Origin of the sequence: Bacteroides cellulosilyticus, assembly GCF_020091405.1 — a bacterium.
Taxonomy (GTDB): Bacteria; Bacteroidota; Bacteroidia; order Bacteroidales; family Bacteroidaceae; genus Bacteroides.
The window spans coordinates 4397883-4423726 of sequence record NZ_CP081903.1 but is presented as its reverse complement, the minus strand read 5'-3'; the positions used below and the strand labels follow the sequence as shown (position 1 = coordinate 4423726).

Sequence of the window (25844 nt, the reverse complement as noted above, 5' to 3'; positions counted from 1 at the left end):
CTTTCAGTTTAGTTCCCTTAAACTACATTGATTGCTTTGAATTTACAGCGTGCCATGCACATGCCGCACTTGATGCACTTGTCCGGGTTGATGACATGCGGTTTGCGCACATCACCCAGAATGGCATCCGCCGGACAATGTTTAAAGCAAAGATGGCAACCGATACATAGTTCCGGATTAATGGTATAAGTCAGCAATGATTTGCACTGCTTCGCACGGCAGGTTTTATCCCTCACATGCTCTACGTATTCATCATAAAAGTTATTGAGCGTAGACAGTACCGGATTGGGTGAAGTCTGTCCCAGCCCGCACAAGGCGGTATCCTTTATCACCTTTCCCAATGTAGAGAGTGCATCCAGATCTTTCATCGTGCCTCGTCCTTCGGTTATCTTGTTCAGCAGTTCCAGCAGACGCTTGTTACCAATACGGCAGGGCGTACATTTTCCGCATGATTCTTCCACCGTAAAATCAAGATAGAAGCGTGACACAGAAACCATACAATCATCTTCATCCATTACAATCATACCACCGGATCCCATCATCGAGCCTTCCGCTAGCAAGTTGTCAAAGTCAATTGGTGTATCCAGGTGCTTTTCTGTCAGGCATCCCCCCGAAGGTCCGCCCGTCTGCACCGCCTTGAATTTCTTTCCTCCCTTAATACCGCCGCCAATTTCATAAATCACCTCACGCAGTGTCGTACCCATTGGCACTTCTATCAAGCCGACGTTGTTAATCTTACCGGCCAGGGCAAATACTTTTGTCCCTTTCGAACGTTCCGTGCCGATAGACGCGAACCACTCCGCACCTTTCGTCAGAATGATAGGAATATTGGCAAGTGTCTCCACATTGTTCACATTGGTCGGCTTGCCCAAATAACCGGCTTCGGCAGGGAAAGGAGGCTTCAAAGTAGGTTCACCGCGCTTCCCTTCCATAGAGTGGATCAGGGCAGTTTCCTCACCGCATACAAATGCTCCCGCGCCATAGCGTATCTCAATATCAAAACTGAAATCCGTACCGAATATATTCTTTCCCAGCAGCCCGTATTCACGCGCCTGGGCAATAGCTATTTTCAATCTTTGTATGGCAAGCGGATATTCTGCCCGGATATATACCAATCCTTTCGGAGAACCAATGGAATAACCGCAAACTGCCATTGCCTCAACAATAGAGTGCGGATCACCTTCCATGATGGAGCGGTCCATAAAGGCACCGGGGTCCCCTTCATCGGCATTACACACCACATATTTCATATCAGCCTGTTGCTTATGGGCAAACTCCCACTTCTTCCCTGTGGGGAAACCACCGCCGCCACGTCCGCGAAGTCCGGAACGTTTTATCACGTCAATCACTTCCTCCGGTTTCTTATGGAGCAGACTATCTGCCAATGCCATATACCCATCCAGAGCAATGTATTCTTCAATGTTTTCCGGATCGATGAAACCGCAGTTACGCAGTGCTATACGCATCTGCTTCCGATAGAAATCCATGTGCTTGGAGTCACTGACAGCTTTCTCCGTCTTCGGATCGATATAGAGCAGCCGTTCTATTTTCCGTCCCCCGATGATATGCTCGCCGACTATCTCGTCGGCATCATCAGGCACCACCTGGGTATAGAATGTGTTATCAGGGATAATCTTTACGATAGGTCCCTTTTCACAAAAGCCGAAACAACCGGTAGTGATAATGTCCACCTTGTCGGCAATATTATTTTTCTCGAGTGCTTGCTGAAGACGTTCAGCAATGATGTGGCTGTCGGATGCCTTGCAACCCGTACCACCACAGATCAAAATTTGCAGATGCCCGGTTCCCAATGCCAACCCACAGCATTGTTCCGTAATCGCCTCATTGCTTTCTTCGCGTAGCAAGAGCGTGCCTTCTGCCCTTTTCTTGATTGTTTTCAGATCATGGATAGTTAGTACTTTCATTTTGTAATAGATTTGGGGTCGGGAACAAAGATACGAAAAGACTTGAGATTACAAAAGGAAAGCAATAAAGATTGCAGGTGGGAGAATACGAGGTTATAGATTACAATATGATATAATTCACAAATAACAATATATAAGTATTCACGAAAAGGATATTCACTATTTGTAGGTATTGCCCCATCTCCTCATTTGTGCGACCTTTGCAACAAACAAAAATCAGCTTATGGAAGAAATACTGAAGCGGACATTATTGCGCCCTCTATCCGGATGAACTGAAAGAGTTGAGACGCCTGATCGACTTCTCCCTGACAGACGACGCCATTGAAAGCGCATTATCCCTGGAAAACTATTGTTTAAATTAAGAAGATAATTATGAAAATTGAAAAGATTGTAGCCCGCGAGATACTCGATTCACGCGGTAACCCCACGGTAGAAGTGGACGTAGTTTTGGAATGTGGTGTTATGGGACGTGCAGCCGTACCATCGGGCGCCTCAACCGGTGAACACGAAGCACTGGAATTACGCGATAAAGATCCGAAACGCTACGGTGGTAAAGGAACCTTGAAAGCCGTAGAAAACGTAAATACTGTCATCGCTCCGGCCCTCATCGGCTGGTCGGCATTGGAACAACGTGCCATTGACAAGAAGATGCTGGAACTGGACGGTACTCCTACTAAATCAAAATTGGGTGCCAATGCCATTCTGGGCGTTTCTTTGGCTGTAGCCAAGGCTGCTGCGAATTACCTCGACATACCTTTATACAGATATATCGGCGGAGTAAATACTTACGTTATGCCTGTCCCCATGATGAATATCATCAATGGTGGTTCACATAGCGACGCTCCCATTGCTTTCCAGGAATTCATGATCCGCCCTGTAGGTGCACCTTCTTTCCGTGAAGGCCTGCGCATGGGTACTGAAGTATTCCACGCCTTGAAGAAAGTATTGCACGACCGCGGTCTGAGCACTGCCGTAGGAGATGAAGGAGGTTTTGCCCCTGCATTGAACGGTACTGAAGATGCACTGGATTCCATCATGGCAGCTATCAAAGCAGCAGGCTACGAACCGGGTAAAGATGTAAAAATCGGTATGGACTGTGCATCCTCTGAATTCTATAAGAATGGAGTGTACGACTACACTATCTTCGAAGGCGAGAAAGGTAAGAAGCGTACTGCAGATGAGCAGATTGATTACATGGAATATTTGATTAATAAATACCCGATTGACTCTATTGAGGACGGAATGAGCGAAAACGACTGGGACGGCTGGAAGAAGCTGACCGAACGTATCGGCGATCGTTGCCAGCTGGTAGGAGACGACTTGTTTGTAACAAACGTAGAGTTCCTTGCCAAAGGCATTGCTATGGGCTGTGCCAATTCTATCCTCATTAAAGTCAACCAGATCGGCTCGCTCAGCGAAACGTTGGATGCCATTGAAATGGCTCACCGCCACGGCTATACCACGGTTACTTCCCACCGCTCCGGCGAAACGGAAGACGCCACTATTGCCGACATCGCCGTAGCAACCAACAGCGAGCAGATCAAGACCGGTTCGTTAAGCCGCTCCGATCGCATGGCTAAGTACAACCAACTGTTGCGCATCGAAGAAGAACTAAACGGACTTCCAGTATATGGCTACAAAAGAATAAAATAATGCTTTGTAGTGAATAAGTCATAAAAGCAAATGCGGGTGCCTGTGAAGGTACCCGCATTCGCTTTTAGATAATTATAATTATGCATCATCAAATTATTGCCTGCCCAATAAGAATTAGTCAAAGTAATCAAAAGTAGCCTTAAAGCCTTGTTCAATATCTTCTATCAAAGTAGGATGCTCCGCCAATTCTTTATGACGAATTAATATATAAGTACTTTTTTCAGTATCCCCGAAATGCCGGAACTCTATTGCCACACAAGTATTCACAACGGCACGTGGTTCATTCAATCCGGTCATAATAGAATACTTGTTACGACTATCCCGATGAGACTTTAAATGAAATTTTACAGCATACATATTATGCATATAAACTTCTACCCATACCCAATACCATTGATGAGACTTTGGAGATTTAAAGCTATAAAGTAACTTATATTTCAGAAAAGAATTTTGAGAAATTGAAGGATCGTCAACCCGTTGCACAAAATGATATGGATAGCACTTTAACTCCACTATCACATTAAATAAGGATACACATCTATACGGAGACGATTTAGTTCATCATCAGACACTTCCACAAGCCGTAATGAACGACGAGGTTTGCTCACCTTCCCGCTCACTGTTCGAGTTACAAACTTCGAACTACGTTTACGTTTCTGCTTAGTACCTTCTTTCTGAGTCTCCATATTTTCTGTCTTTATTTATTGCAAAATTACAGATTCTTTATCTATAAACAATTATTTTCCCGTTTTTTTCTTCAGATTATTAATAATTATCAAATCAAAGTAAAGATTTAATTTTTTACGAATGAAAGAGAGTTTCAACAAAACATCTTCTATTTTACCTAAATGAAATTACATTAGTTTCAATGAGAAAGGTGCCCGTACAGAGCACCTTTCTCATTGTGTGTATGACTTATTTCTGAACTTCCCCTTTTTCATTGAAAAGAACAGGATTCTCTGTACCGGCTGCATCCACCAACGTAACCTTGTAAGTCTTAGTCCCATCTTCAGCAACTTCAACGGCCGCCTCTTTGATGGTTGCTTCCGAGTAGTTTTCTTTAATGGCATCCTGAACAGCCTGCGGGAGTTCTTTTACATCAATCGGTTTAAACTCGTTGATCATCGTTGCGATTTCAACATCTGATACCATGTTGTTAGCAAATGCTACTGAAGTACCCAATCCCATTACCAATGCTACTGCTAAAAATAACTTTTTCATAATTCTAATTGTTTAAGTTAAACATTTCTTGTTAGCTCTCACATAATATAATGCAAGACGTATGCCAAAGCTATTGCTAAAGTCATATTTAGCTATATATCAATTATTTGAGCAAACAATGGTATAAAAGTATTTTCCTGTTTTGAGTATTTTTTCCACAATTATGTGGAAATCTGTCTACAATAAACTACAAGTTACTTCATGCAACAACCTTTTATTTGCTCTACAATATATGCCACATCTTCATCCGTCACCCAAGGACCGGCAGGAATACATAACCCCATATTAAACAAACGCTCAGAAACTCCATTCACATAACAAGGATTAGTTGCATAAACAGGCTGCAAATGCATAGGTTTCCACAAGGGGCGGGTCTCAATTCCCTGTTCATCCAGGCTACGGCGGACCTCATCATAGTTAGTACCAGTCTTAACAGGATCTATCAAAATAGTAGACAGCCAGTAATTAGCGTTGAAACGACCATCAGGATTAGATTTCAAAGTAATACCGTCCACACCTTCAAAAGCCTTCTCGTAAAGAGCATGTACATGGCGGTGATGCGCAATATGCTCATCCAATACAGTCATCTGACCACGACCGATACCCGCACAGATATTACTCATACGGTAATTGTAACCGATCTTCTCATGCTGATAATGCGGGAAAGGTTCACGAGCCTGCGTAGCATAAAACATTGTCTGCTTCTTTGTGCTTTCATAAGGAACAATCAAAGCACCACCGCCCGAAGTAGTGATCATCTTATTACCATTGAAAGACAATACGCCAAAGGTACCAAACGTACCACATTTCTGACCATTAAACTCAGAACCTAAAGCTTCTGCGGCATCTTCCAGAACAGGAATATCATATTTAGCAGCTATCGCGCAAATCTCATCAATCCTGGCAGGCATACCGTAAAGGTGAACAGGAAGTATAGCTTTCGGTTTCTTACCCGTTTTTGATATTCTGTCTTTGATAGCTTCTTCCAATAAAACAGGATCCATATTCCAGGTATCCTCTTCACTATCTATAAACACAGGAGTTGCCCCCTGATAAGCCACCGGATTAGCCGATGCACAAAACGTGAAAGATTGGCAGATTACCTCGTCACCTGCTCCTACTCCAAGTTGAATTAATCCCAGATGAATGGCCGCCGTACCTGCCGACAAAGCAACCACATGCTTCCTACCATTGTCATTTGTCAATTGTCCATTGTCTATTAAAAAATCTTCTAAAGATTTTTCGAAGGCATTTACGTTAGGACCCAAAGGTACAACCCAGTTTGTATCGAAAGCTTCCTTAATAAAATCCTGCTCCTTGCCGCTCATGTGAGCGAGGCAAAGGTAAATTCTCTTGTCCATTGAATTATATGATTAAAAGAAAACGATAAATCGGAAAGTAAGAGTATAAAAAGAAAGGCTATTTACGCCATAAATAATAAGGTACAAATAACCATTTCATGATATTACAAATCTTTTCCGAGTATTGTATAAATAATGATTTTGATGTCATTCCAGAAAGACCAATTATCCAGATATTCTATATTAATTCTCACTTTATCAGGAAACAAGACTTCGTCATTATACCTCTGAGGGTCTTCTTGTCCTGCTAATAACTCCTCTTCATTCCGATATTTCAGACTGGCTGGACCGGTAATACCCGGTTTCAAAAGAAGAATTCTTCTATTATTTCCTTTCAGTTTATCGGCATATCCTGGTACATCCGGACGAGGACCGACAAAGCTCATATCGCCTATTAATACGTTCCACAATTCAGGCAATTCATCCAATTTATATTTCCGCAATTTTGCTCCTAAAGGAGTAATACGACTCTCTCCTCTTACAGAAACGGAACTTCCCGAATGACTTACAGTCATAGAACGAAATTTGTACATTGTAAACAACCGTCCATGCTGTCCCACTCGATTCTGTTTGAAGATAACAGGACCTCCCGACATTTTTATACGAATAAAAACACCGACAGTTAATAAAATAGGGGACAAAAAAATTAGACCACAAAGTGAAGCCCCACGATCGAATAGTAATTTGAAAAGCATTAAAACAAACTTTGACTTTTACAATTTATTTACCTTAACTTCATTAATCATCAACAAAAAGACAATACCGACGTTCCAATTTCACTCCCACTATTAGCTTGTATATATAGAAGTTAGTCTTTCTGCTGTATATTGAATATCATAATATTTTTCCTTAACTACTTGACTATACAATAATCTTTTTTTTGTATTTATAACTTGACTACTTTTAGATATTTCTTCACACCAAGACTCTATAGAATCATTAAGTTTCTTGGTGATAACAAGATCAGTTATAAGTGCTTCCGTTGTGACATTTTCTGAAACAAGACATTTTACACCAGAACATTGAGCCTCTATAAGTACAAATGGTAAACCTTCAAATATTGATGGCATTAGGAATAAATCAAAACTAGAATATAGTTTTTCTACGTCAGATCTTACACCGAGAAAATAAACCGAGTCTTGAATACCCAACTCTTTGACCTTTAATTCAATTTCAGTTTTGAGAGACCCATCGCCCACAAGTAATAATATTGATTTATAGTTTTGACTGTGGTACTTGAAAAAAAGATCAATTAGAAATCTATGATTTTTTGCGTCTTCAAATCTACCTACATTGCCTATAACCAATGTATCATCACTTATACCAAAATGAGAACGTATTTCTTTCCTACTTGCAGTATCAAAAGCAAATTTTTGAACATCTACGGCATTATTAATCACTTCGAATCTACGATTGCCATACATCCATTTGCCAGCACTTTCTCCACAAGCCAAAAAGACATTTGCTAACTTATCAACAAACAGTTTATTCATGTAATGTAACGGTTGAAGGAGGCAAACATTTGATTGGGTATTATGACTATGGAGTATCAGTTTCTTGATACCATATCGTTTTCCTAAAATCAAAGGTAAAATGTAATACAATGCATTAGCATGTACATGTACTGCCTCATACTCATGCCCCCTCTCTTGAAAAAACTTAAGTGTCTGCTTATAGTTAGCTATCAGATGACCTGGGAATCCTGCTACTACAAAAACATGACCTCCATGTTTTTCGATAGTTTCATTGAATGCGCAATTATCCTTTCTCACCAAAAAGTCAAACTGAACTTTTTGACCATCTATTTCCCGTAGATTGTTTATGATGAAACTGGGTGCACCACCTCTTCCCATGCCGCCCAGTACATGTAACACTTTTTTTTTCATTTATGGCTTATAATTTAAGTTAGCGAACAACACCTTCACTATATCCTTGATATAATCTTTGGTTGTATAACATGATGAGTATGCCTTAACAAGTCCTTCCTTTGATAAGATATCGGCAAATGCCTTTCTGTTAGAAGCTTCCTTTATACATTGCGTAATACGTGGATTGCCAGCAAGTATGTCATTGTAACAGGCATTCTTTAGAACAAAGTCTTCCAATCCAACGAGCATGTATTTTCCATTCTCTGTATGTACAACTATCGCAGAAACTCCCAGACTGTTATGACGTGTATCTGCTTTCTTTACCCCCCAGAAATCTCCCACTGTAATATCTGCAACATTATTTATGCCTTTATACTGGCAGTTATAACATGAAGGGCGGATTAGTGTCTTAAAGGCGAATCCTGCCATCGATGCGCTCCAAGGAGCTGAATATACAACCTTACAACCAGCCTTGGCCTCTATATATGGCCAATGCCACCCTTTTGCCTTTTTACGGTATGTAAAGTTTGTTATGATGCAATGATTCTTATTGTTCAAATAATCAATAAATTCACTATGCACTTTCTGGGATGTATTTCCAGAACAGATTAGTTCTACAGTGAATAGATCGTTGGTCTTTCCTACAAATCTTTTTAATGCAGCAATCTCACAAGGCAGACCAATAAAAAGTACTTTCTGCTGTGACTGAACCTCAGCTTTAATGCACTTGAAGGTATCACCTTTTATGGTTTGGGCATACTTTGACCCTCTCAGTTTGTATAAATCATCTTGTTTGTCAATACGCTCTACTCTTACACTCCTGCAGTCATCTGAGTATATAGCACCATATACTACTCCTCCCCTCTTGATAAATGCACACGCTATAGCATGCGCAGCACCTCCCGATGAGGATTTCTTTAATTCCTCTCTTATAGAATATGCTCCAGAATAGCAAACCAAAACATTATTAGTATGTGTGCCTGTCTTGATCTCAAAAGGACACAACTTAAGACATATGCCACAGTTTATGCACAACCCTTTGTCTATCGTTGGATACACGAAACCTTCACCATCCGTTATCATCGTAATGGCATTCTTAGAGCATCCTATAGCACAATTTCCGCATCCACAGCAAGAGGATTTATGCCTGTCAATAATACTATTTTCTGTCATCCAGCATTAGTCTAATTGTGTCTATCCCCTTGTTTCGTATCTGTGTCAGAACAGTATTCACGTTATCAAACGAGATTGCCGCCGTCAGATCTTCTGGCACGTTCGCATCATTGTAAATTACACGATTACTCAAACCAAGCAAATCAAGGAAGCTCGTGATACGGGATTCTGTCTTAGGAACACAACACCACACTTTCTTGTTGAAAATCATAGAGAATGCGGTACCATGGAATGAGTCGGTCACCACATAACTGGCATTATAAAACAAGCCGAGCCATTCAGCAGGTCCTATAGAAAATTTGCTTTTGTAACCGAAATATCCTCCCATGATGAACGGCACTGCTATCACCTCGTAACCAGTTTCCGCTTTCAGCCTTTTCACCACCTCTATCAGCTTTGAAGATGGTGAGATTTGATAAACCAGAATATAAAGTTTCTTGCCGGATGGAAGGTTCATCACCTTCTCCCAGTTTTCTCTTCTAAGCAACAGAGTAGGATCAACAGTCAGGCTAGCATCAATATCAAAAAGCTTCTTGATAATGCAGACACCCGACGTTTCTCTGACATTATAATACTTATAACCTGCTAACAAACTCTTGTATTTTTCTTCCAAGTTCTCAGGGATCTTCAGAAAACCGAAACTGGCAGCATAACTGGCCTTTTTATTCTGATCCTTGACAAAACCAAGGAAGTAAGAATCGTCATATCCTACAAGACTGCCATTCCACACTTGATCGCTACCTGTGATAAACAAATCATAGTCCTTCTCAATGGTTTTTATAGAATTTTCATGAAGCGGTTTTGACATTCTGAGATTTTTTCTGAACTCACGAAATTTCTTATTACGAGGGCTTCGCAATAAGGAATAAAAAACGCCAAGGAGATAACGTACAAAACCTTTCTCCTTCAATACAGATAATTTATGAGGGTGATTAAGATAAGGACTAGTATAATTAAGTACTTCATTTTCTGCCCCCAGTGACTTAATACTTTGTTGCAAAGCAAAACACTGGAGAGCTGCACCAAAATTATTAGTATTCTGAAATGTTATTGTAGCAGTTTTCATTTTTTCAGTATTTCATTATAAATTCCCCACATTACATGGAGAGCATTATCTATCTCAAATGGAGCGACGGCATCCAAACAATTCATTACCATCCGTTCACGTAATTTTCTATTATTAACAAGCTCAGATATCGCCTTTGCAAATCCGTCTACCTCCTCCGGATCAAGAGCATAACCAGTCTTACCATTAATCACGTAATCCTTAATGCCATGTACATTGCTCGAAATAAGAGGTATCCCTGCCGCCATTGCTTCAATACCAGCAAGTCCAAGGCCTTCAATTCGCGAAGGAAACGCACTAATATCCGCTGTATTACAAAGTTCTGGAATATCTTTACGAAACCCAAGGAACCTCACTCTCTCGCCAATACCCAACTCATTTGCTAACTGCCCCAGATGTTCACGAAGAGGACCTTTACCACAGATGGCATAATAGACATTCTTGTTCTCAACCTTAGCAAGTGCTCGAATGATGACCTCATGATTCTTGCGCTCAATCATCTCACCAATGGAAAGTATAAGAATACAATCTTCTGGTACACCAATATTACGCTTGTATTCCTTCTTGTCGATCTTACAATCACGAATGCGATTAATGTTCACACCAACACCAGGAATGTAACATACATTAGGTGCATAGAACGTCTTTGCTCGTTTGAAATCTTCTTTGTTGATAGTTACAATATAGTCACAGAAACGTGACATCATACGCTCCATTGGGTAGAACATTAGCCAATATTTCTTAGGAGCAGCACTGTGAAAGTGAAAACCATGACAAGTGTACATCACTATGGTTCCTTGTTTTCGCGTTTTGCGTGCAACCAGTCGTGTCAGGATACCGACTGTTGGAGTATGAACATGAATGAGGTCAAAATGATTAGCATTTATAATAGCTTTCAGCTGCTTATAGCAATCGATATTCTGACAACTGAAAGGTGAACGCACAAAATGAATATTATGTAAGATCACTCCCTCGTTTGTAATTTTCTTTATGTAAGCACGTGTACGCTCCTCGTCCGTATCTTCCATGTAGTCGAAGTTACATGCAATATGAAGCTCACATTCACACTCCTTATTCAAGTAGTCAACGTTCTCCTTATTGAACCATTCGATGAAAGATACAACAGAGGCTACAATCAGCACTTTTTTCTGTTCCATAATCACTGATTATTTTTTAATAGCTTGTCTTATTATTTTCGATTTGTCATCACTCTCATTAAAATCGAGTGCATTCTTTGAATATGTGTTAAAGTTATCGACAATATCCTTGATGGCATAGCCAAAAGATTCAATATCCAGCTTATCTACACATATTCCCATCTTGTGGTAATCGATGGTATATTTTAGTCCAGGGATGTTGTTCCCTATCATTGGAATTCCAAACTGCGAGAACTCATAAATTTTATTAGGAGCACAATAAATGGAATTAAGAGGAGAAGTAAAGATGTTGTAAACTGGAGTGTAAATCAATATACCGACGAAAGCATGACTGGTTACTTCCAGATGGTATGGTGCTGTAATATATGGAAGCACTATTGTCTTTTTGTATAGCTTCAGTTGGTCACACTTGCTACCGGTCATCACCATGAAAACAAAACTATCGTCAAGAGATTCGACAGCTTTAGCAATAGGTTCAATGGGACGTTCTGCATCAACGACTCCTTGATACAGTATAATCTTCTTGTCTTTCAGTTTTTCTATGATCTTCTTCGTTAATTCAGATTGTGTAATTTCAGAGTTACGTTTGAAATCATTTGGCATCGGCTTATTGGAGATTACAAGTGGCAATTCTTTCAGTTTAAACCAAGCTTGTGTAATCTGGGCACGATTATACTCACACACTATAACTTTATGAGCTGCATATGCCAGCTTTGCAAGATCTAGACCGAATGTATGCTTACCTATATACGATACCCTCTCCACCAGTTCGAACAAATGCAGGTTATATCTATAATTCAAAAGTTTCATACCCATGTGCTTCACTGTAATGTTAGACATTACCCAAAGCAGAGTATCTTCATCATAGCACTCATCAATGTAGTCCCAGATGTTTTTACGAACTAAAAATAGGTTCTCTAATTTGGCTAGTAATGGTCTGTTATAAATATAGTCTTTGCCGATTTTATGTACATTCACAGATTTAGGCAATACTCCTTTCAGCTGATCGTTAACCACAGTAGTAAGTACTACTATATCACAACAAGCATTATCCAATTCATAAATCAATGCCATTGTTGGTGGATACAACAATATTGAATCCACCTGTATTAAAATTATTTTTTTGTACATAAGAACTTGTAGTTTAGCTTTTGCTTATCAAAATTGGATTACTTGTTTGAATCCGATCTTTCACAAAGAAATATGGCACTAAGAGATAGACAATCATAATGGAAGTAAGATGCAATCCCGACATAAAGGAAAATACTATAAATGTAAGCAGTAATGAGCGTCCACAAATTGTGTTATTCTTCCATAGTCCAATGAGCGTCAGTACATATAGAACAAGCCCTATCATGCCCGTTTTGATTAAAAATGCCTGAATAACATTAAAGTACATATCCTCTTCCTTAAAAAGGAAAGAGACGGAAGATTGTTTTATTTTATTTTGAATCTCTGCAAAATTATTGATACCAAAAATCTTTTCTATAAAATTATATTCAGCATAGACAAAAAAACCCCTATATATACGGTAAAATCCAGAATGCACCTCACCATCAACAGCACCCATTGTTATTTCTTCCGACCGTTCACTATAGTATTCCGCAGATTCGTTATCTGCCAGATAACGATAGCTAAAAACTGCTATACATATCATAATAACCAAAACAACAGGACGTAACTTACTATTCATGTTTGTAAAATATGATAGTATATAAGCAAATACAATACAACCAAGCCCAACAACTCCATTCCCTGACTGCAGTACAAATAAAGCTATACAAGTTACCCCTCCTAATGCCCATCTTTTAATACCTTTTTCGAAATAGATGGACATTGCAAGAAATGGTAACAGGAACTGAGCAAGATGAGCTGGTTCACTAAAAAATGCGGTCGACCGTCCTACAATAGACAAATATTCTTGAAACGAACCAAAACTATCCATAGCAGCAAATGTTGGATCCAATGGTAAAAAGGGGATAATACCCGAAATACGATAACCAGTAGCATGATAACTGGACTCTTGCAAAAAGAAGAACATTACCGTTATTATACCTATGGTTCGATATGCTTTATAGAAAAACTTAATATCTGCACACCCAAAGAACATCAGAAATTGTAATAAAGAAAATATAACACCTGCAACTCTATTAGGCATCTCTGATATGTTATAGATACCAGACAATATAGTTACGACAATGAAATACACATAGTAAATCCACAGGAACTTTGGTATAATAGTTTTCTTAATCTTATATTGATGAGTGATCAAACCGTATAGAACCAAAAATCCAGTTGCACAATTAGCCAAATTTATTCCAAAGAGCGCATAAACCTGAAGAATAGGATACACTATAAGTACCACCATGGTTATTTTAGCAAATAGTGAGGGGATCTTACCATGACTTTCTTGTAAAAGATCCGTATTTGTTTTACCTTCCATGTCTAATGACTTTTAATAGTTTCACCATGATCTTTTTTAATATATCACATTGTAGCATATAGGTCTTACATCTCAGAAGGGCATAATTTTTAGCTCTAAATCGAGTATAAACTACATTACTATACCCTTTATTTTTTATCTCTTCATATACCAAATCTCTTATTTCCGGCCGTACGCTTTTATACATCATGTTGCTATTATACTTGGAAGCATCGCTTATCTTAGATGGTTGACTTATTATCGTATCAGAATTATCATTGATTGCATCATATAACTCAACTCCTTTCTTTGTATTGAGAAGCACCAATGATATACCCTTACTGGTATCCATCTTGGGAAAGAACTCTTTAACACCCCAATAGTCCGCAAGCGTGATATCACCTTGTCTCGGAACTTTGGCAAATTTACACTTATAACAACTCTCCCTATAAGTCATTGCATACATGAATGAATAGAGATAAGGACTCAAATAGTAAGAAGGCAGCACTTTATGTTTCTCTGGGTTTGCGAAATCTGCGATTTCGCAAACCCCCCACCCATCTGCCTTTCTAAATTGGTAGGATACGAGTTCTGCTTTATGTTTCTCCTCTAGGAACTTAACATGTTCATCAAATAAATATTGTGAAGGAACGCCATGACAAACCAGATCAACTAACAACAAGTTCTCATAATCCTTTCTAAGAAAAGCACGAATACCTGCAACTTGGCAAGGTGTCCCCACAAAAAAAATGAATACCCCCTCAGTTAATAATTTCTTTATCTTAATATACGTATCACCCATGTAACTCTGCAAATACTTAGATCCACGAAGCTTTTGCAATCCACTAATCGTATTTACACCTACATGCCTAAGTTGAAACTTATTCTCGAACGCAGCACCAAATACCCATCCACGTTTCTCTTCTATAACATATTTGGCAAGAGCAAAAAAGATACCACCACTACTACTACCTGAGCGATTTACTCTATCGTAGGCAGCATATACTTTAGGATTAATAGTTGTTTCAAAAACATAATTATCGGAGAAGGGGCATACCTTTTCACATAAACCACAATCAATACAGGAGACAGTATCTTTGATTGGATACAGAAAACCCTCATCATTGGAGTTCATCTTGATGCATTTCTTTGGACAAACTGATATGCACGCATTACAGCCACAACATTCCGAGGGATTATTTGTCTGGAGAAAGTTAATCATTGTAATGCGTTTTTCAGAAATTCGAGAGATTTAAGTCTTTCAAGCTCAAGTATGGTATTGGTAGATTCGTAATCTATTATTTTATTATATGGCAATATTACTTCATCGCCTGTCATTAACCTATCTTCCAATTGGCACATAGACAGAATACTACTAATACGTGTTGAAAAAGCAGATGGCATATATACAAGGAACTGTTTGTTTAGATTAATAGAAAAGGCCGTGCCATGAAACGAGTTAGTAATAATAAACTCTGCATACTTCATTAATGAAAGAAAATCCCCAGGGCTTGCAAACTTAATAGTTCGATCAGCCAGTTTCTCGCTACACATGCCCCACGAAAAAGTCACAACTTTCAGATGTTTTGCATTTGCCACCTGACGGGCAGATGCATACAACTTCTGCTTGTCGGCAATATTGTAAGGCACATACACCAAGAGGTACGAATCAGGAATAATCCTTGCAGAAGCATATTTATCCCATTCAAAACTATCAAGCATTAATGTAGGATCAAGCAGATGTGTGGCATTATAACCCATGCGATTTACGATATCTTTTGCACTTGATTCACGAACAGATATAGCACTATATGAAGCCAACATATGTTTAACTTCATTATATTCATCTTCGGGAAGAGTCTCGATACCAAACGATGATGCGAATGCAACTTTACGCACATCCATCCCATCAAAATAGTATCTTTTATTCAACTCTCCATTGTGTACACTATTCCAAACCTGATCACTGCCTGTAATATAAACATCAGCCTGAGGACATCTAGCTACAAAATCATCTTCATCATATATTGGAGCTGTTAAAACACAATTCTTTTCAAGGAAGCCCTCGTAAATGTGAAGATTCTTATAATGTATAGGTGCATACAGCATGCGCCACAATAGCTTTAAAGGCTTATAAATAGCATCAAGCCAATAATGTTTTCTTGCGACACGCCGTGGGCAATAATTTATTAAGATAGGCTCATTCCCTGTTTTCTTTATTACCTCAGCCGTTGCTATTGTTTGAAGATTTGAACCAAAATTCTCGCCTACATGAATTGTTAGAAAAGCTATTTTTTTACTCATATTCAACTAGCCCTTAGTCGATTTATAATCATTATCTCAAACTCATGCATTATTCTAACAATATTTATCAACAATATCTGAAGAAAAGGAAGTTTCCTGTATCTTTTTATAAACTTTATACGACCATCATGTATCATAGCACGTTGTCTTTTCAAAGAGGCTTCAGAATTTATGGTTTTAGAATGTTCATGAAGATAAGTTAAGTTTAAAACGATATAGTTATTTAAACCAGCATTTCTGACTGCTTTCCCAAGGAATCGTTCTTCACAAAACAAAAATGTACTCTCATCAAAAAAGCCAATCCGTTCTATAATTTCATATTTAGCAAAAAGAAACGCTCCAGGTATAATACCTACCTTTTGAACATCTTTAAGTTCTGTATTCTGTCTATACACGTGTTGTTTTATTCTAAATAATATCGAATTAGCACGAAGATCATACCAGAAATCCGGAATCTTTAGAGTGGGAAAACTCGCAATTTTCCCACTAGGTAGCATTTGTATAGGTGATATAATAGCAGGTTTATCAAGCTTACCATAAATTTTAAGTAACGCATCCACTGTATCCCATGAGAAGTGAACATCATTATTAATGATACATACATACTCCGGAGCATATCTTTTTGCATAACGTAAACCGTAATTATTACCTTTCGCATACCCCCCATTTTCCAGTGATTGAATAACATCAACCAAATCGTTTCCATAGAAAGCATCAGATATCTTTTGAAAAGACTCATTGGGTGACGCATTGTCCACTATAATAATCTTTAAATCTGTTCTTTTAGCTTCAAGTAACTCATTAGTCACTCGAATTGTATCAGGGTACGTCTTATAATTTAGTATTAGAAATAATACTTTTATCATATCCATTATTATTTGGGGAATCGTTTAAATACCGCAATTAAATTATTCTCAATTAATTCGTTCTTTAAAACTGCGATTTCTGTAAATAGGCAATATGCGCCTGCAATAAAAGAAACAACAATAAGAGAAAGCCATGTATTTTCAATTCTATGATCAACATATAAAGCGATTAACAATACAGGTGCCATTAAAGTTATTCTCTTCCCGAAAGCAGCAATAGGCATCTTGAAACGAATATACTTGCTTACATAATATTGAGCAGATAGCAGGACCGCAAATTCGCTTAGTATCCAAACAATTGCAGTTCCACTTGATGCAAAGCGTGATACTAACGCTACATTAAATATAACTGCAACCAATGCGCCAACAATTGAGTTTCGAAGAATCGCAGCATCTTTCTTCATAGGAGAAAGGATTTGATAGACAAGAACCTGTTCGTAGCAGATGACAAGCATCAACGGCATCACTATTCTCATCGGCAAAACAGCACCCTCATATCCCACACCCGCAACAATACGGATAATATGTGGCGCACAGACTTCGGATATTACTATCAATGGCGTTGCAAACGCAAACAAAGCGTCTATCGATTTGTCAGTAAGACGCTTGAACTCGGAAACATTACCCTCAGCCAATAATATACTCATTCGTGGCATCATCACCCCTGTATATGCCGTAAAAAAAGACATAATAAGGAGATAAAGTTTTGTTGCCGTTGTATAGTAGCCAACCTCTACACTGTTAGTAGCAAACCCCAGATAGGCAACATTGAAAGTGGTGTACATCGAAGTCAAAAGCATATATACGCCCAATATTAAAAATGATTTCAGATAGGGCTGCATATTGATTCCTTTAATCTTATAGCATATAAACTTTCGACTATAAACAATATTGATAATAGCATTTGCAACTACCATGAAAGAGGTTAATGCAAAGTATAAAAAATAGTCACTTTCATCTTTTACAAAAACAAATACGATAACCACATATAAACTTCTAACAAGGATAGTACGTACTGTGATATATCTGAAATCCTCAAGTCCTTTAAATAACCATTCTATAAGCAAAGTGTTTGCCAAGACTTTTGCCGCACCCACATAGAACATTTGCTTATACTCATGAAGCTGAGGTATAAATATGGTACACATAAGTAACACTACAATCATTATAGCTGTTACTATTAAGTTCAAAGTAAGCAGTTCGCTGTATGTTTTTGACAGCTGCTTTTTATCTCCCTTTGTTCTTGCAACTTCTCGAATACCCACAGTCATCACACCCATCATTGAGAAATATATAAAGTACTGTACTATACTATCTACAAAATTACAGATACCTATATTATTTACTCCCAATACTCGGCTAACATATGGAAATGTGATGAGCGGGAAAAAACAACCAGAAACAGTAAGAATACTGCTGTAAAATATATTTTTTTTTATACTACCCATATAAGATTGTTGTATCAAATATTACAAGGACAACAAAGAGAGGCGATCATTAAAGACTTTCAAAAGACCCTCAGGTATTTTCTATCATAAATACTTCAATCTGTGCTTTCAAAGAAGAATTTTTGCCTTGCTCTTATAAGATCACTCTCGCTCATATTTTTTTTATGAGCCGTCTTCTTATTTACCCAAGGGTACTCACAAGCTTTTGTTTTTATACGTTCTGCATACTCCACAACACTCATTAAATAGCGAGCTGGCACTCCACCCCACACTTCATTAGCAGGAACTTACTTTGTTACAACACTGCGTGCTGCAATGACAGAATTCTTGCCCACAGAACATTCTGGCATAAGCATTATCATGAAGTGTAATGGGGCTTGTCTAGTGAACCTTCTGGCAAGCCGAGGAATCTAGCCATATTGAAACAAGAAACATCGTGATTAATAAATCTTACATCTGATGCACACGTCACATTATTGCCAATACTAATAAGATACGGTTCCGTGCCAAAAGATTTTGTATGAAGTTGAACATTTGATCCGAGATGGTAAAACTTGTCTGACATCATTTCTGCAGTTTCATATGCACCAGCTCTATAAAACTTAATTTTCCAAATAATATTTCTTATATTCATTTTTATTTGAATTCTGGATAAAGATCTACATTAATATCAAAAGGACTATCAAGCTCCTTAAATAATTCGTGTTTTGTATCTTTTTTGCTCAGAAGTGCATTTTCAATGGGAATGTACCAATCAATGCCCAGAGAATCATCCTTAATGGAGATACCACCATCTGCTTGAGGAACATAGAAATTATCACACTTATACTGGAACACAGCTGTCTCGCTGAGTACTACAAAACCATGTGCAAAACCTCTTGGTACAAAGAACTGACGATGGTTGTCTTCAGTTAGTTCCACCGCCACATGTTGCCCGTAGGAAGATGAGCCCTTACGGATATCTACAGCTACATCAAGAACAACTCCTTTGACACAGCGAACTAGTTTGCTCTGGGTAAATGGAGGATGCTGAAAGTGCAAACCTCTCATCACGCCATAAGAGGACATTGATTCATTATCCTGTACAAAATTAATCTTACGTACCTTCTCTTCGAATTCTTGTTGAGAGAAACTCTCAAAGAAATATCCTCTGGCGTCCCTAAATACCGTGGGCTCTATAATAACAACACCTTCAATGGCAGTCTTAATTACATCCATATCTTGAATGCTAATATTTTCATTAAAACAAGTAGCTTTTTCGAACAGCAAATCTAACAGTTCTTCCTATGCGCCTGCTTTTATTATTATTTACATTCCATAAGGCTTCGGATTCTCACCATTGAGAGCTGCAATAATACGTGAACATGCTTTTCCATCGCCATAAGGATTGACAGCATGAGACATCTTAGCGTAAGCATCTGGATCATCGAGAAGAGTGCTCACCTCACTAACAATCTTGTCACAGTCGGTACCTACAAGATGAACGGTACCGCTGAAAAGTGCCTCAGGTCGTTCAGTGGTATCACGCATAACGAGTACTGGTTTTCCAAGACCAGGAGCCTCCTCTTGAATACCACCTGAATCAGTGAGAACGATGGTTGACTTCTCCATCAGGTAAATAAACTCAAGGTACTGGAGTGGTTCAATGAAGAACATGTTGCTAAAGCCTTCGAGGTTCTCGCCAAAAACCTCATGGATTGGCCTACGGACATTGGGATTGAGGTGCATTGGATACACGAAATCTACATCAGGGTACTTCTGAGTGAGATTCTTGATAGCAGTACACATGTGGATGAAACCATTGCCAAAATTCTCACGACGATGCCCAGTAATGAGGACGAGCTTCTTACCATACTTCAAACGGGTAACGTCATAACCTGCAGTAACAAGTACACCATCCTGCTCTTTGGCAAGGGTTACATCATTCTTCAGCTTATCGACTACCATGTGAAGGGCATCAATGACGGTATTTCCAGTGACGAAGATCTGACCAAGCACCTTCTCTGCTCGCAGGTTGCTCTCAGAAAGAGGGGTTGGCGAGAAATTGTATGTGGCGATTCGACTTGTAATCTGACGGTTTATCTCCTCTGGCCATGGGCTGTAAATATTGTGGGTGCGAAGGCCAGCCTCTACGTGTCCAACAGGAATCTGCTGATAGAAGGCTGCAAGAGCTGCTGCTGTAGAGGTTGTGGTGTCGCCATGTACTAGCACAACATCTGGATGCACCTGTTGGAAAACATCACGCATACCCGTGAGTACGCGAGTGGTAACATCGGTCAAATCTTGACCTTGTTTCATAATGTTGAGATCATAGTCGGGAGTAACCTCAAAGATTTTGAGTACCTGCTCGAGCATTTCACGATGCTGACCGGTAACACAAACAATTGTTTCGAACTCACTAGTGTGCTTCTGGAACTTCTTGACGAGTGGACACATTTTGATGGCCTCTGGACGAGTACCAAACACGAGCATTATCTTTTTCATTATATTGTTTTCGTAATACGTAATAATTTGTTATAGAAAGCATAAAACCTATTTAGGAAAGCTTTATTTATCGCTTTTTCTACTCTTCTATTTCTTCCCACGGATAGGGATTGTCTATTACATTTTGAAACTCCTCAATAGCTTCTTGCTGTTCGGGAGTAATCTCCGCGGAATTCCAGGAAACAATAATTGCACGCCCTTCGTCAGCCAAAGGTTCATCAAACACTTCACCATAGCAGGCGGTGAGCAAACGAAGCTTCAGCAATGAAACAGGGAGGACATCAAGGATATCCCAACAACGATCCAGAATTTCCTGAATATGCTTCTGTTTTTCACCGTGATCGATAAACGAGGCACTATAGCCCATCAACAGCGCAAGGCAGACATTCGCCTGCTCTTCAATTGTTGACCCCTTGACACCGGAATTATACAAATCCGTAGTCAAACGGTAAACTTCACCGTTACGACGGGAAAGGTCATCGCTATAAATGGGACTACCGTCCATGCCCAAATACATCAGCTCGTGCGCGGCACGCTGAAGAGCAACTGTTTCTTCAGAAAAAGACATAACTATTATGATTTCAGATTTATGATTTATCAACTGTCAACTATCAATAATTGATTGTCAACTGCCAACTATTTGACTACTTCTATAAGATCCGGATGGATGGTAGCCATGGCAACGGCAATGACTCCTTGTATTGCAATAATGACACGGCGGTCGCGGGCACCTTTCACTTTCAGGAAAACACCTTCCTGACCTTCGAAGTCACCACCGGTGATGCGGACTTTTGTACCTTTTGACAAGTTCAACTCTTCGGGTTGGAAGTATATCAGATGATCGTTGTAGGTACCGGCTACAGCGATGAAACGTTGCATATCATTATCGGGGATGATTATCTTCTGTCCGCTACGGGTGTCGGTGATGTATTGCAGGTAAGTGACCTGGGACTTGACACGCTTCACTTCCGAAGGACGGGCATGGACAAAGATCAAGTTGTGAATGACAGGAACTAAAGCGCGAACCTTTTTCCCTTTCTTGATGATTGTATTGTATTGCATAGGAATGAAACAGCCCAATTTCTCCTTTTCGAGTAGACGCATTGCATCAGGCTCCCTACGGTATGTGGCACGCATTGCATACCAGATTTCAGGCTCTTTTTCCGGTTCCATTTGATGTTTTCGCTCCTCCATTCGATGTTTTTGTTCAGAAAAGGGTGTTCCTCCGGGGTTTTGACACCCTTGCATACACTTGAGTTTCAATCACTTGCGAACACTTTATCGTAGATACGGCAAGCTTTGTGTTCATCTTGCCAATTGACTTATTGTAGCTGTTCATTACCGTGGCTATATTGCAGGTAAAAAGCTATAAACGAACGGATTAATAGAGAAAAGTGTCTTTTAATCGTTCGATTAAAAGACACTTTTCTAAGCCATATTTACCCTAAGATTCTTTCAATAAGAAACAGTCCCCAACGCACAATTTTATTTCTGGTATAACCCTCTATAGATTAGTAATATATAGACTGAAAGAAAAATTTAATCGCATTTATTTATCAGAATATTTTGTTGTTTCATTTCTTGACATTATCTTTGTGCACATTAATCGAACGATTAAAAAACACCCCTAATTTACCTCAATCATTATTGACATAACATTCATATCACCTACTCTACCACCTATTTCATCAGCATTGCAAACTGATCCGTATAGCCTCTCAACTTCACCTTTTCTTTATAATAATGTACCTGCGCATACGCACTCACAGGCGCGTATTTCCCTACTTTTTCTTTATATCTTGTTACACACATTTTATAGTTAATAGGTGGTAGGTCCCCCTACCTATTTATCATTATGTATGTAACACAAAACAAATAAAACATTCATTTTTATAAACGGAAATAGTAGATATTAGAAAGATTACCGTTAATTTTGCTTTCGAATAGTAAACTTAAAATAAATTACTAACTTCTAACTTTGTGGTTTTATGGATAAAAAAACACAATCTTGAGTATTGAACTCATCAACAAGGATGGTTTCGACATCCAAATCGAGAGAAAGGAAAACAGGATTGAGATCCTGTTGGTTGAAAATGAGGCTTTTGACAAACACATACGGGTTCGGGCGGAAGAGAGAAAAGAATTTCTCAAGCCATGGATAAACATGCTGATCAGCCGGAAAAAAGAGGCCGGATTGAAAGGAACCATGCACCTGGCAAGAAAGCTGGACTGTATCGCACTTTTTGAAAAGGGGAAGCACGAAGAAGGATTCCTGTCCCTGGAAAGCATTAATACTGAAATCATTAACTTAAGAAAAAAAATCAGGGAAGAAGAGATGGAAAGGAGAAAAAAAGAGAAAAAGAAGTAGTCAATCAAAATTGTGGAAAAACGCCTTTTTTGCTTAAAAAGGCGTTTTTGCCGTTCCGGATATTATCCCCTAATTCGCACCGCCATAAGGCAAGTTTAAACAACTAAAATAGAAATGGAAAATATTCCGGTTACCGCTTACAGCGGATTCAGCAACGTCAGGGGAGAAATTACTCTCCGCAAAGTGATTGAGGACATTACAAAAGGATTGTATGCAAAGCTCGTACTCAAAATCAGGCTGCTCGTCAGCCAGGGAAAGATAGAGGAGGCGAACCATGTGAAGAAGCAGTTGCCATTCTATACCGTAACGGCAGGGTACAGGGAGAAAAGGCAGGCATACAGCATTACAAGGCACACCCATGCCATTGTACTGGACATCGACGACCAGCCCGGGGAGAAACTGGAAGAGTTGAGGGAGAAAATAAATAAAGATCCCAATACATTGGGCAGTTTCCTCACTCCAAAGGGACATGGATTCAAAGTCTTCGTATTCCTGCGTACACAATACGCACGGACCCTGAGGGAAATATTCTCTGTTGGAAAAATGGACTTCGCAACCCTGGAGAAGTATCACAGGATGATGTATGACGCCTGCAAGGAATACTACGAGCAGCTATTGGAAGTAGAAGTAGACGGAAGCGGAAAAGACATCTCAAGGGGATTCTTCACCTCTTTCGATGGGAAGGCGTATCTGAACGAGGAACTGATGAAAGAGGTGGACGAGGCGCTGACCGACATCATTCCTCCGGAAAAGCCGCAAGCCGGTAGAAGGAAGAGTGATGGAGTGATGAGTGGTAAGGTGATAAGTGATAAGATATTGAATGATAAGGTGATAAGTGATAAGGCGGTGGGTGATAAAAAGCCGGAGGCCGGCAAAGTGGAAGCTGAGCCGTGGGAAAGGATGGAGTTCGGCAAGGCAGTGCTCGCAGTGAAGAGGACATCGAGGTTTGAATCCGGAAACAGGGACAACTTCCTATTCGCACTGGGAAACAAATGCTATGCCAAAGGACTGGACGAAAAGGTGGTAGTCAGACTGGTACAGGAGAAATTCGGACCGGAGGAAAAGGGAATTGATATGGCCACGCCCCTGCACAACGCTTATGTATACACGGACAAGACCTACGAAGCACTCGGGCGGAAGGAAGAGAAAACAGATACCATCGACCAGCTGCTGGAATTCCTGAAGACGCATTATGACATACGAAGAAACGTGATACTGGACCGGCTGGAATATCTAAACCTAAACGAAAAGGATGAGAAATGGAAAGGAAAGTTCCGCCCCATGAGAACAAGAAGCTACAATTCAATATTCCTGGACCTGCAACTGACAAGAATCAAATGCTTCAGAAATTATCTGCAGGCGATCATTGATTCATCGTATGCAAGGGAGTTCAATCCATTCACAGCCTACATAGAGAAGTTGAGACCATGGGACGGAGTGAAAGACTACATCGGGGAACTGGCGGATACGGTGCAGACCGAAGACCAGGAATTCTGGAGGAAGAGTTTCCGAAGGTGGTTCGTGGGAATGCTGGCAGGAGCATTGCAGGACGACACGGTGAACCATCTGGTCATCATACTATACTCCGAGCAGGGAAAGGGAAAGAGTACATGGATACGAAGACTGTTGCCACCGGAATGGAAAGAGTATTACAGAAACGGAATGGTGGGATCGGAAAAAACAGATCACCAGATACTGCTAAGTACGCATCTGATCATCAACATGGAGGAATTTGAAGGCGTCAGAATGGAAGAACTGGCGGGTCTCAAGCGGATCATCACACAGGAAAGCATCACCGAGAGAAAGGCCTATGACTTACAGGCATATAACTTCACGCGTCATGCATCGTTCATTGCAAGCACAAACAGCCGCCAATGCCTGCAGGACATAGGGGGAAACAGGAGATTCCTGCCCTCTTCAGTCATTACGCTGGATTATAGAACACCGGTCAATTACGAGGGGATATACGCGCAGGCTTACGCATTGATGAAGGAAGGATACCAGTATTGGTACGAGGGAGAAGAAATTGACGAGCTTAACCGGCACAATGAGCTGCACAGGATGAAGGACCCCGTGGAAGAAAACCTGTTCATATACTTCCGAAAGCCGGAAGCGGAGGATCTATGCGTGAAGTGGATACCGGCCGCAGCCATACTTACCAAAATAGCGATCTACGGCAAAATACAGGTGAACAGGCAAACCATACAGACCTTGGCGCTATCACTGGAAAAATACGGATTCAGGACGAGAAAGAACGAACAGGGAAGCACGGAATATCAGGTGGTGGACTTGACGGAAGATGAAGTAAGAAAAGGATTCAGGAAAAAAGGACAGGACGGGAAGACGGAAGAAGGCGATAAAGCCGAGGGGGGATTACCGTTTTAGGGATTTCGGATAGAATCCACGGGAAGAAGATTCCACCGGGTAGCATATAATATAGCGGGTGATTAGATGTATTGTAATGTGGCATTACATATATTCTTATCACCCGCCACATATATTGGCATTTTATTTACAAAGGAGAGGCA

General features: G+C 39.8%; 23 protein-coding genes. 3 read left to right on the top strand and 20 right to left on the bottom strand.

What is annotated here, in order from left to right; genetic code table 11:
- Positions 1–17 precede the first annotated feature (17 nt).
- Entirely contained in the window at positions 18–1925 is a 1908-nt protein-coding gene (gene nuoF / locus K6V21_RS16390) for an NADH-quinone oxidoreductase subunit NuoF (protein WP_224319297.1), read from the bottom strand.
- A 372-nt stretch (positions 1926–2297) separates the two neighbouring features.
- Here nuoF and eno point away from each other — a divergent pair, with 372 nt between their 5' ends.
- A complete protein-coding gene (gene eno / locus K6V21_RS16385) occupies positions 2298–3578 on the top strand; it encodes a phosphopyruvate hydratase (protein WP_224319296.1) in 1281 nt (426 codons plus the stop codon).
- A gap of 114 nt (positions 3579–3692) precedes the next feature.
- On the opposite strand, the gene K6V21_RS16380 is transcribed toward eno, so the two are convergent.
- The 19 genes from K6V21_RS16380 to K6V21_RS16290 all read right to left on the bottom strand — a co-directional run bounded on the left by K6V21_RS16380 (position 3693) and on the right by K6V21_RS16290 (position 22121).
- Complete coding sequence (locus tag K6V21_RS16380) at positions 3693–3875, bottom strand: hypothetical protein (protein ID WP_224319295.1); 183 nt, start codon at positions 3873–3875, stop codon at positions 3693–3695.
- A 218-nt stretch (positions 3876–4093) separates the two neighbouring features.
- Entirely contained in the window at positions 4094–4264 is a 171-nt protein-coding gene (locus K6V21_RS16375; protein ID WP_224319294.1) for a hypothetical protein, read from the bottom strand.
- Positions 4265–4493: 229 nt separating this feature from the next.
- Complete coding sequence (locus tag K6V21_RS16370) at positions 4494–4799, bottom strand: hypothetical protein (protein ID WP_007216256.1); 306 nt, start codon at positions 4797–4799, stop codon at positions 4494–4496.
- Between the two features lie 194 nt (positions 4800–4993).
- Complete coding sequence (locus K6V21_RS16365) at positions 4994–6160, bottom strand: DegT/DnrJ/EryC1/StrS family aminotransferase (RefSeq protein ID WP_224319293.1); 1167 nt, start codon at positions 6158–6160, stop codon at positions 4994–4996.
- 104 nt (positions 6161–6264) lie between these two features.
- Complete coding sequence (locus K6V21_RS16360) at positions 6265–6855, bottom strand: sugar transferase (protein ID WP_224319292.1); 591 nt, start codon at positions 6853–6855, stop codon at positions 6265–6267.
- Between the two features lie 93 nt (positions 6856–6948).
- Entirely contained in the window at positions 6949–8046 is a 1098-nt protein-coding gene (locus K6V21_RS16355) for a glycosyltransferase family 1 protein (protein WP_224319291.1), read from the bottom strand.
- Positions 8047–9201, bottom strand: coding sequence for a Coenzyme F420 hydrogenase/dehydrogenase, beta subunit C-terminal domain (locus K6V21_RS16350; RefSeq protein ID WP_224319290.1), 1155 nt, complete (start codon positions 9199–9201; stop codon positions 8047–8049).
- The gene (locus K6V21_RS16345; protein WP_224319289.1) at positions 9188–10267 is read right to left on the bottom strand and encodes a polysaccharide pyruvyl transferase family protein; all 1080 of its coding nucleotides are present in this window, start codon (positions 10265–10267) and stop codon (positions 9188–9190) included. The genes K6V21_RS16350 and K6V21_RS16345 overlap by 14 nt, the downstream gene beginning before the upstream one ends.
- The gene (locus tag K6V21_RS16340; protein WP_224319288.1) at positions 10264–11424 is read right to left on the bottom strand and encodes a glycosyltransferase; all 1161 of its coding nucleotides are present in this window, start codon (positions 11422–11424) and stop codon (positions 10264–10266) included. Before K6V21_RS16340 ends, K6V21_RS16345 begins: the two co-directional genes overlap by 4 nt.
- A gap of 9 nt (positions 11425–11433) precedes the next feature.
- A complete protein-coding gene (locus K6V21_RS16335; RefSeq protein WP_224319287.1) occupies positions 11434–12555 on the bottom strand; it encodes a hypothetical protein in 1122 nt (373 codons plus the stop codon).
- 13 nt (positions 12556–12568) lie between these two features.
- Positions 12569–13867 carry a hypothetical protein gene (locus K6V21_RS16330; protein ID WP_224319286.1) on the bottom strand — a complete coding sequence of 433 codons (1299 nt, stop codon included), beginning with the start codon at positions 13865–13867 and terminating at the stop codon, positions 12569–12571.
- Positions 13857–15068: a Coenzyme F420 hydrogenase/dehydrogenase, beta subunit C-terminal domain gene (locus K6V21_RS16325; protein WP_224319285.1), complete on the bottom strand. Its 1212-nt coding sequence runs from the start codon at positions 15066–15068 to the stop codon at positions 13857–13859. The genes K6V21_RS16330 and K6V21_RS16325 overlap by 11 nt, the downstream gene beginning before the upstream one ends.
- A complete protein-coding gene (locus tag K6V21_RS16320) occupies positions 15065–16150 on the bottom strand; it encodes a polysaccharide pyruvyl transferase family protein (protein WP_224319284.1) in 1086 nt (361 codons plus the stop codon). Before K6V21_RS16320 ends, K6V21_RS16325 begins: the two co-directional genes overlap by 4 nt.
- A gap of 2 nt (positions 16151–16152) precedes the next feature.
- Positions 16153–17016 (bottom strand): glycosyltransferase family 2 protein, encoded by an 864-nt coding sequence (locus K6V21_RS16315; protein ID WP_224319283.1) that lies wholly within the window; start codon positions 17014–17016, stop codon positions 16153–16155.
- Between the two features lie 8 nt (positions 17017–17024).
- Positions 17025–18464: an oligosaccharide flippase family protein gene (locus K6V21_RS16310; RefSeq protein ID WP_224319282.1), complete on the bottom strand. Its 1440-nt coding sequence runs from the start codon at positions 18462–18464 to the stop codon at positions 17025–17027.
- A gap of 636 nt (positions 18465–19100) precedes the next feature.
- Positions 19101–19682 carry a dTDP-4-dehydrorhamnose 3,5-epimerase gene (gene rfbC, locus K6V21_RS16305; protein ID WP_224319281.1) on the bottom strand — a complete coding sequence of 194 codons (582 nt, stop codon included), beginning with the start codon at positions 19680–19682 and terminating at the stop codon, positions 19101–19103.
- 90 nt (positions 19683–19772) lie between these two features.
- The gene (wecB, locus tag K6V21_RS16300; RefSeq protein ID WP_224319280.1) at positions 19773–20948 is read right to left on the bottom strand and encodes a non-hydrolyzing UDP-N-acetylglucosamine 2-epimerase; all 1176 of its coding nucleotides are present in this window, start codon (positions 20946–20948) and stop codon (positions 19773–19775) included.
- Between the two features lie 79 nt (positions 20949–21027).
- Positions 21028–21516, bottom strand: a complete 489-nt coding sequence (locus K6V21_RS16295; RefSeq protein ID WP_224319279.1) for a UpxZ family transcription anti-terminator antagonist — start codon at positions 21514–21516, stop codon at positions 21028–21030.
- Positions 21517–21584: 68 nt separating this feature from the next.
- Positions 21585–22121 carry a UpxY family transcription antiterminator gene (locus K6V21_RS16290; protein ID WP_224322060.1) on the bottom strand — a complete coding sequence of 179 codons (537 nt, stop codon included), beginning with the start codon at positions 22119–22121 and terminating at the stop codon, positions 21585–21587.
- An 835-nt stretch (positions 22122–22956) separates the two neighbouring features.
- On the opposite strand from K6V21_RS16290, the gene K6V21_RS16285 reads away from it, so the two are divergent.
- Together K6V21_RS16285 and K6V21_RS16280 are read left to right on the top strand one after the other, a co-directional pair.
- Positions 22957–23316, top strand: a complete 360-nt coding sequence (locus K6V21_RS16285) for a hypothetical protein (protein WP_224319278.1) — start codon at positions 22957–22959, stop codon at positions 23314–23316.
- Between the two features lie 114 nt (positions 23317–23430).
- Entirely contained in the window at positions 23431–25701 is a 2271-nt protein-coding gene (locus K6V21_RS16280) for a VapE domain-containing protein (RefSeq protein WP_224319277.1), read from the top strand.
- Positions 25702–25844: the final 143 nt, after the last annotated feature.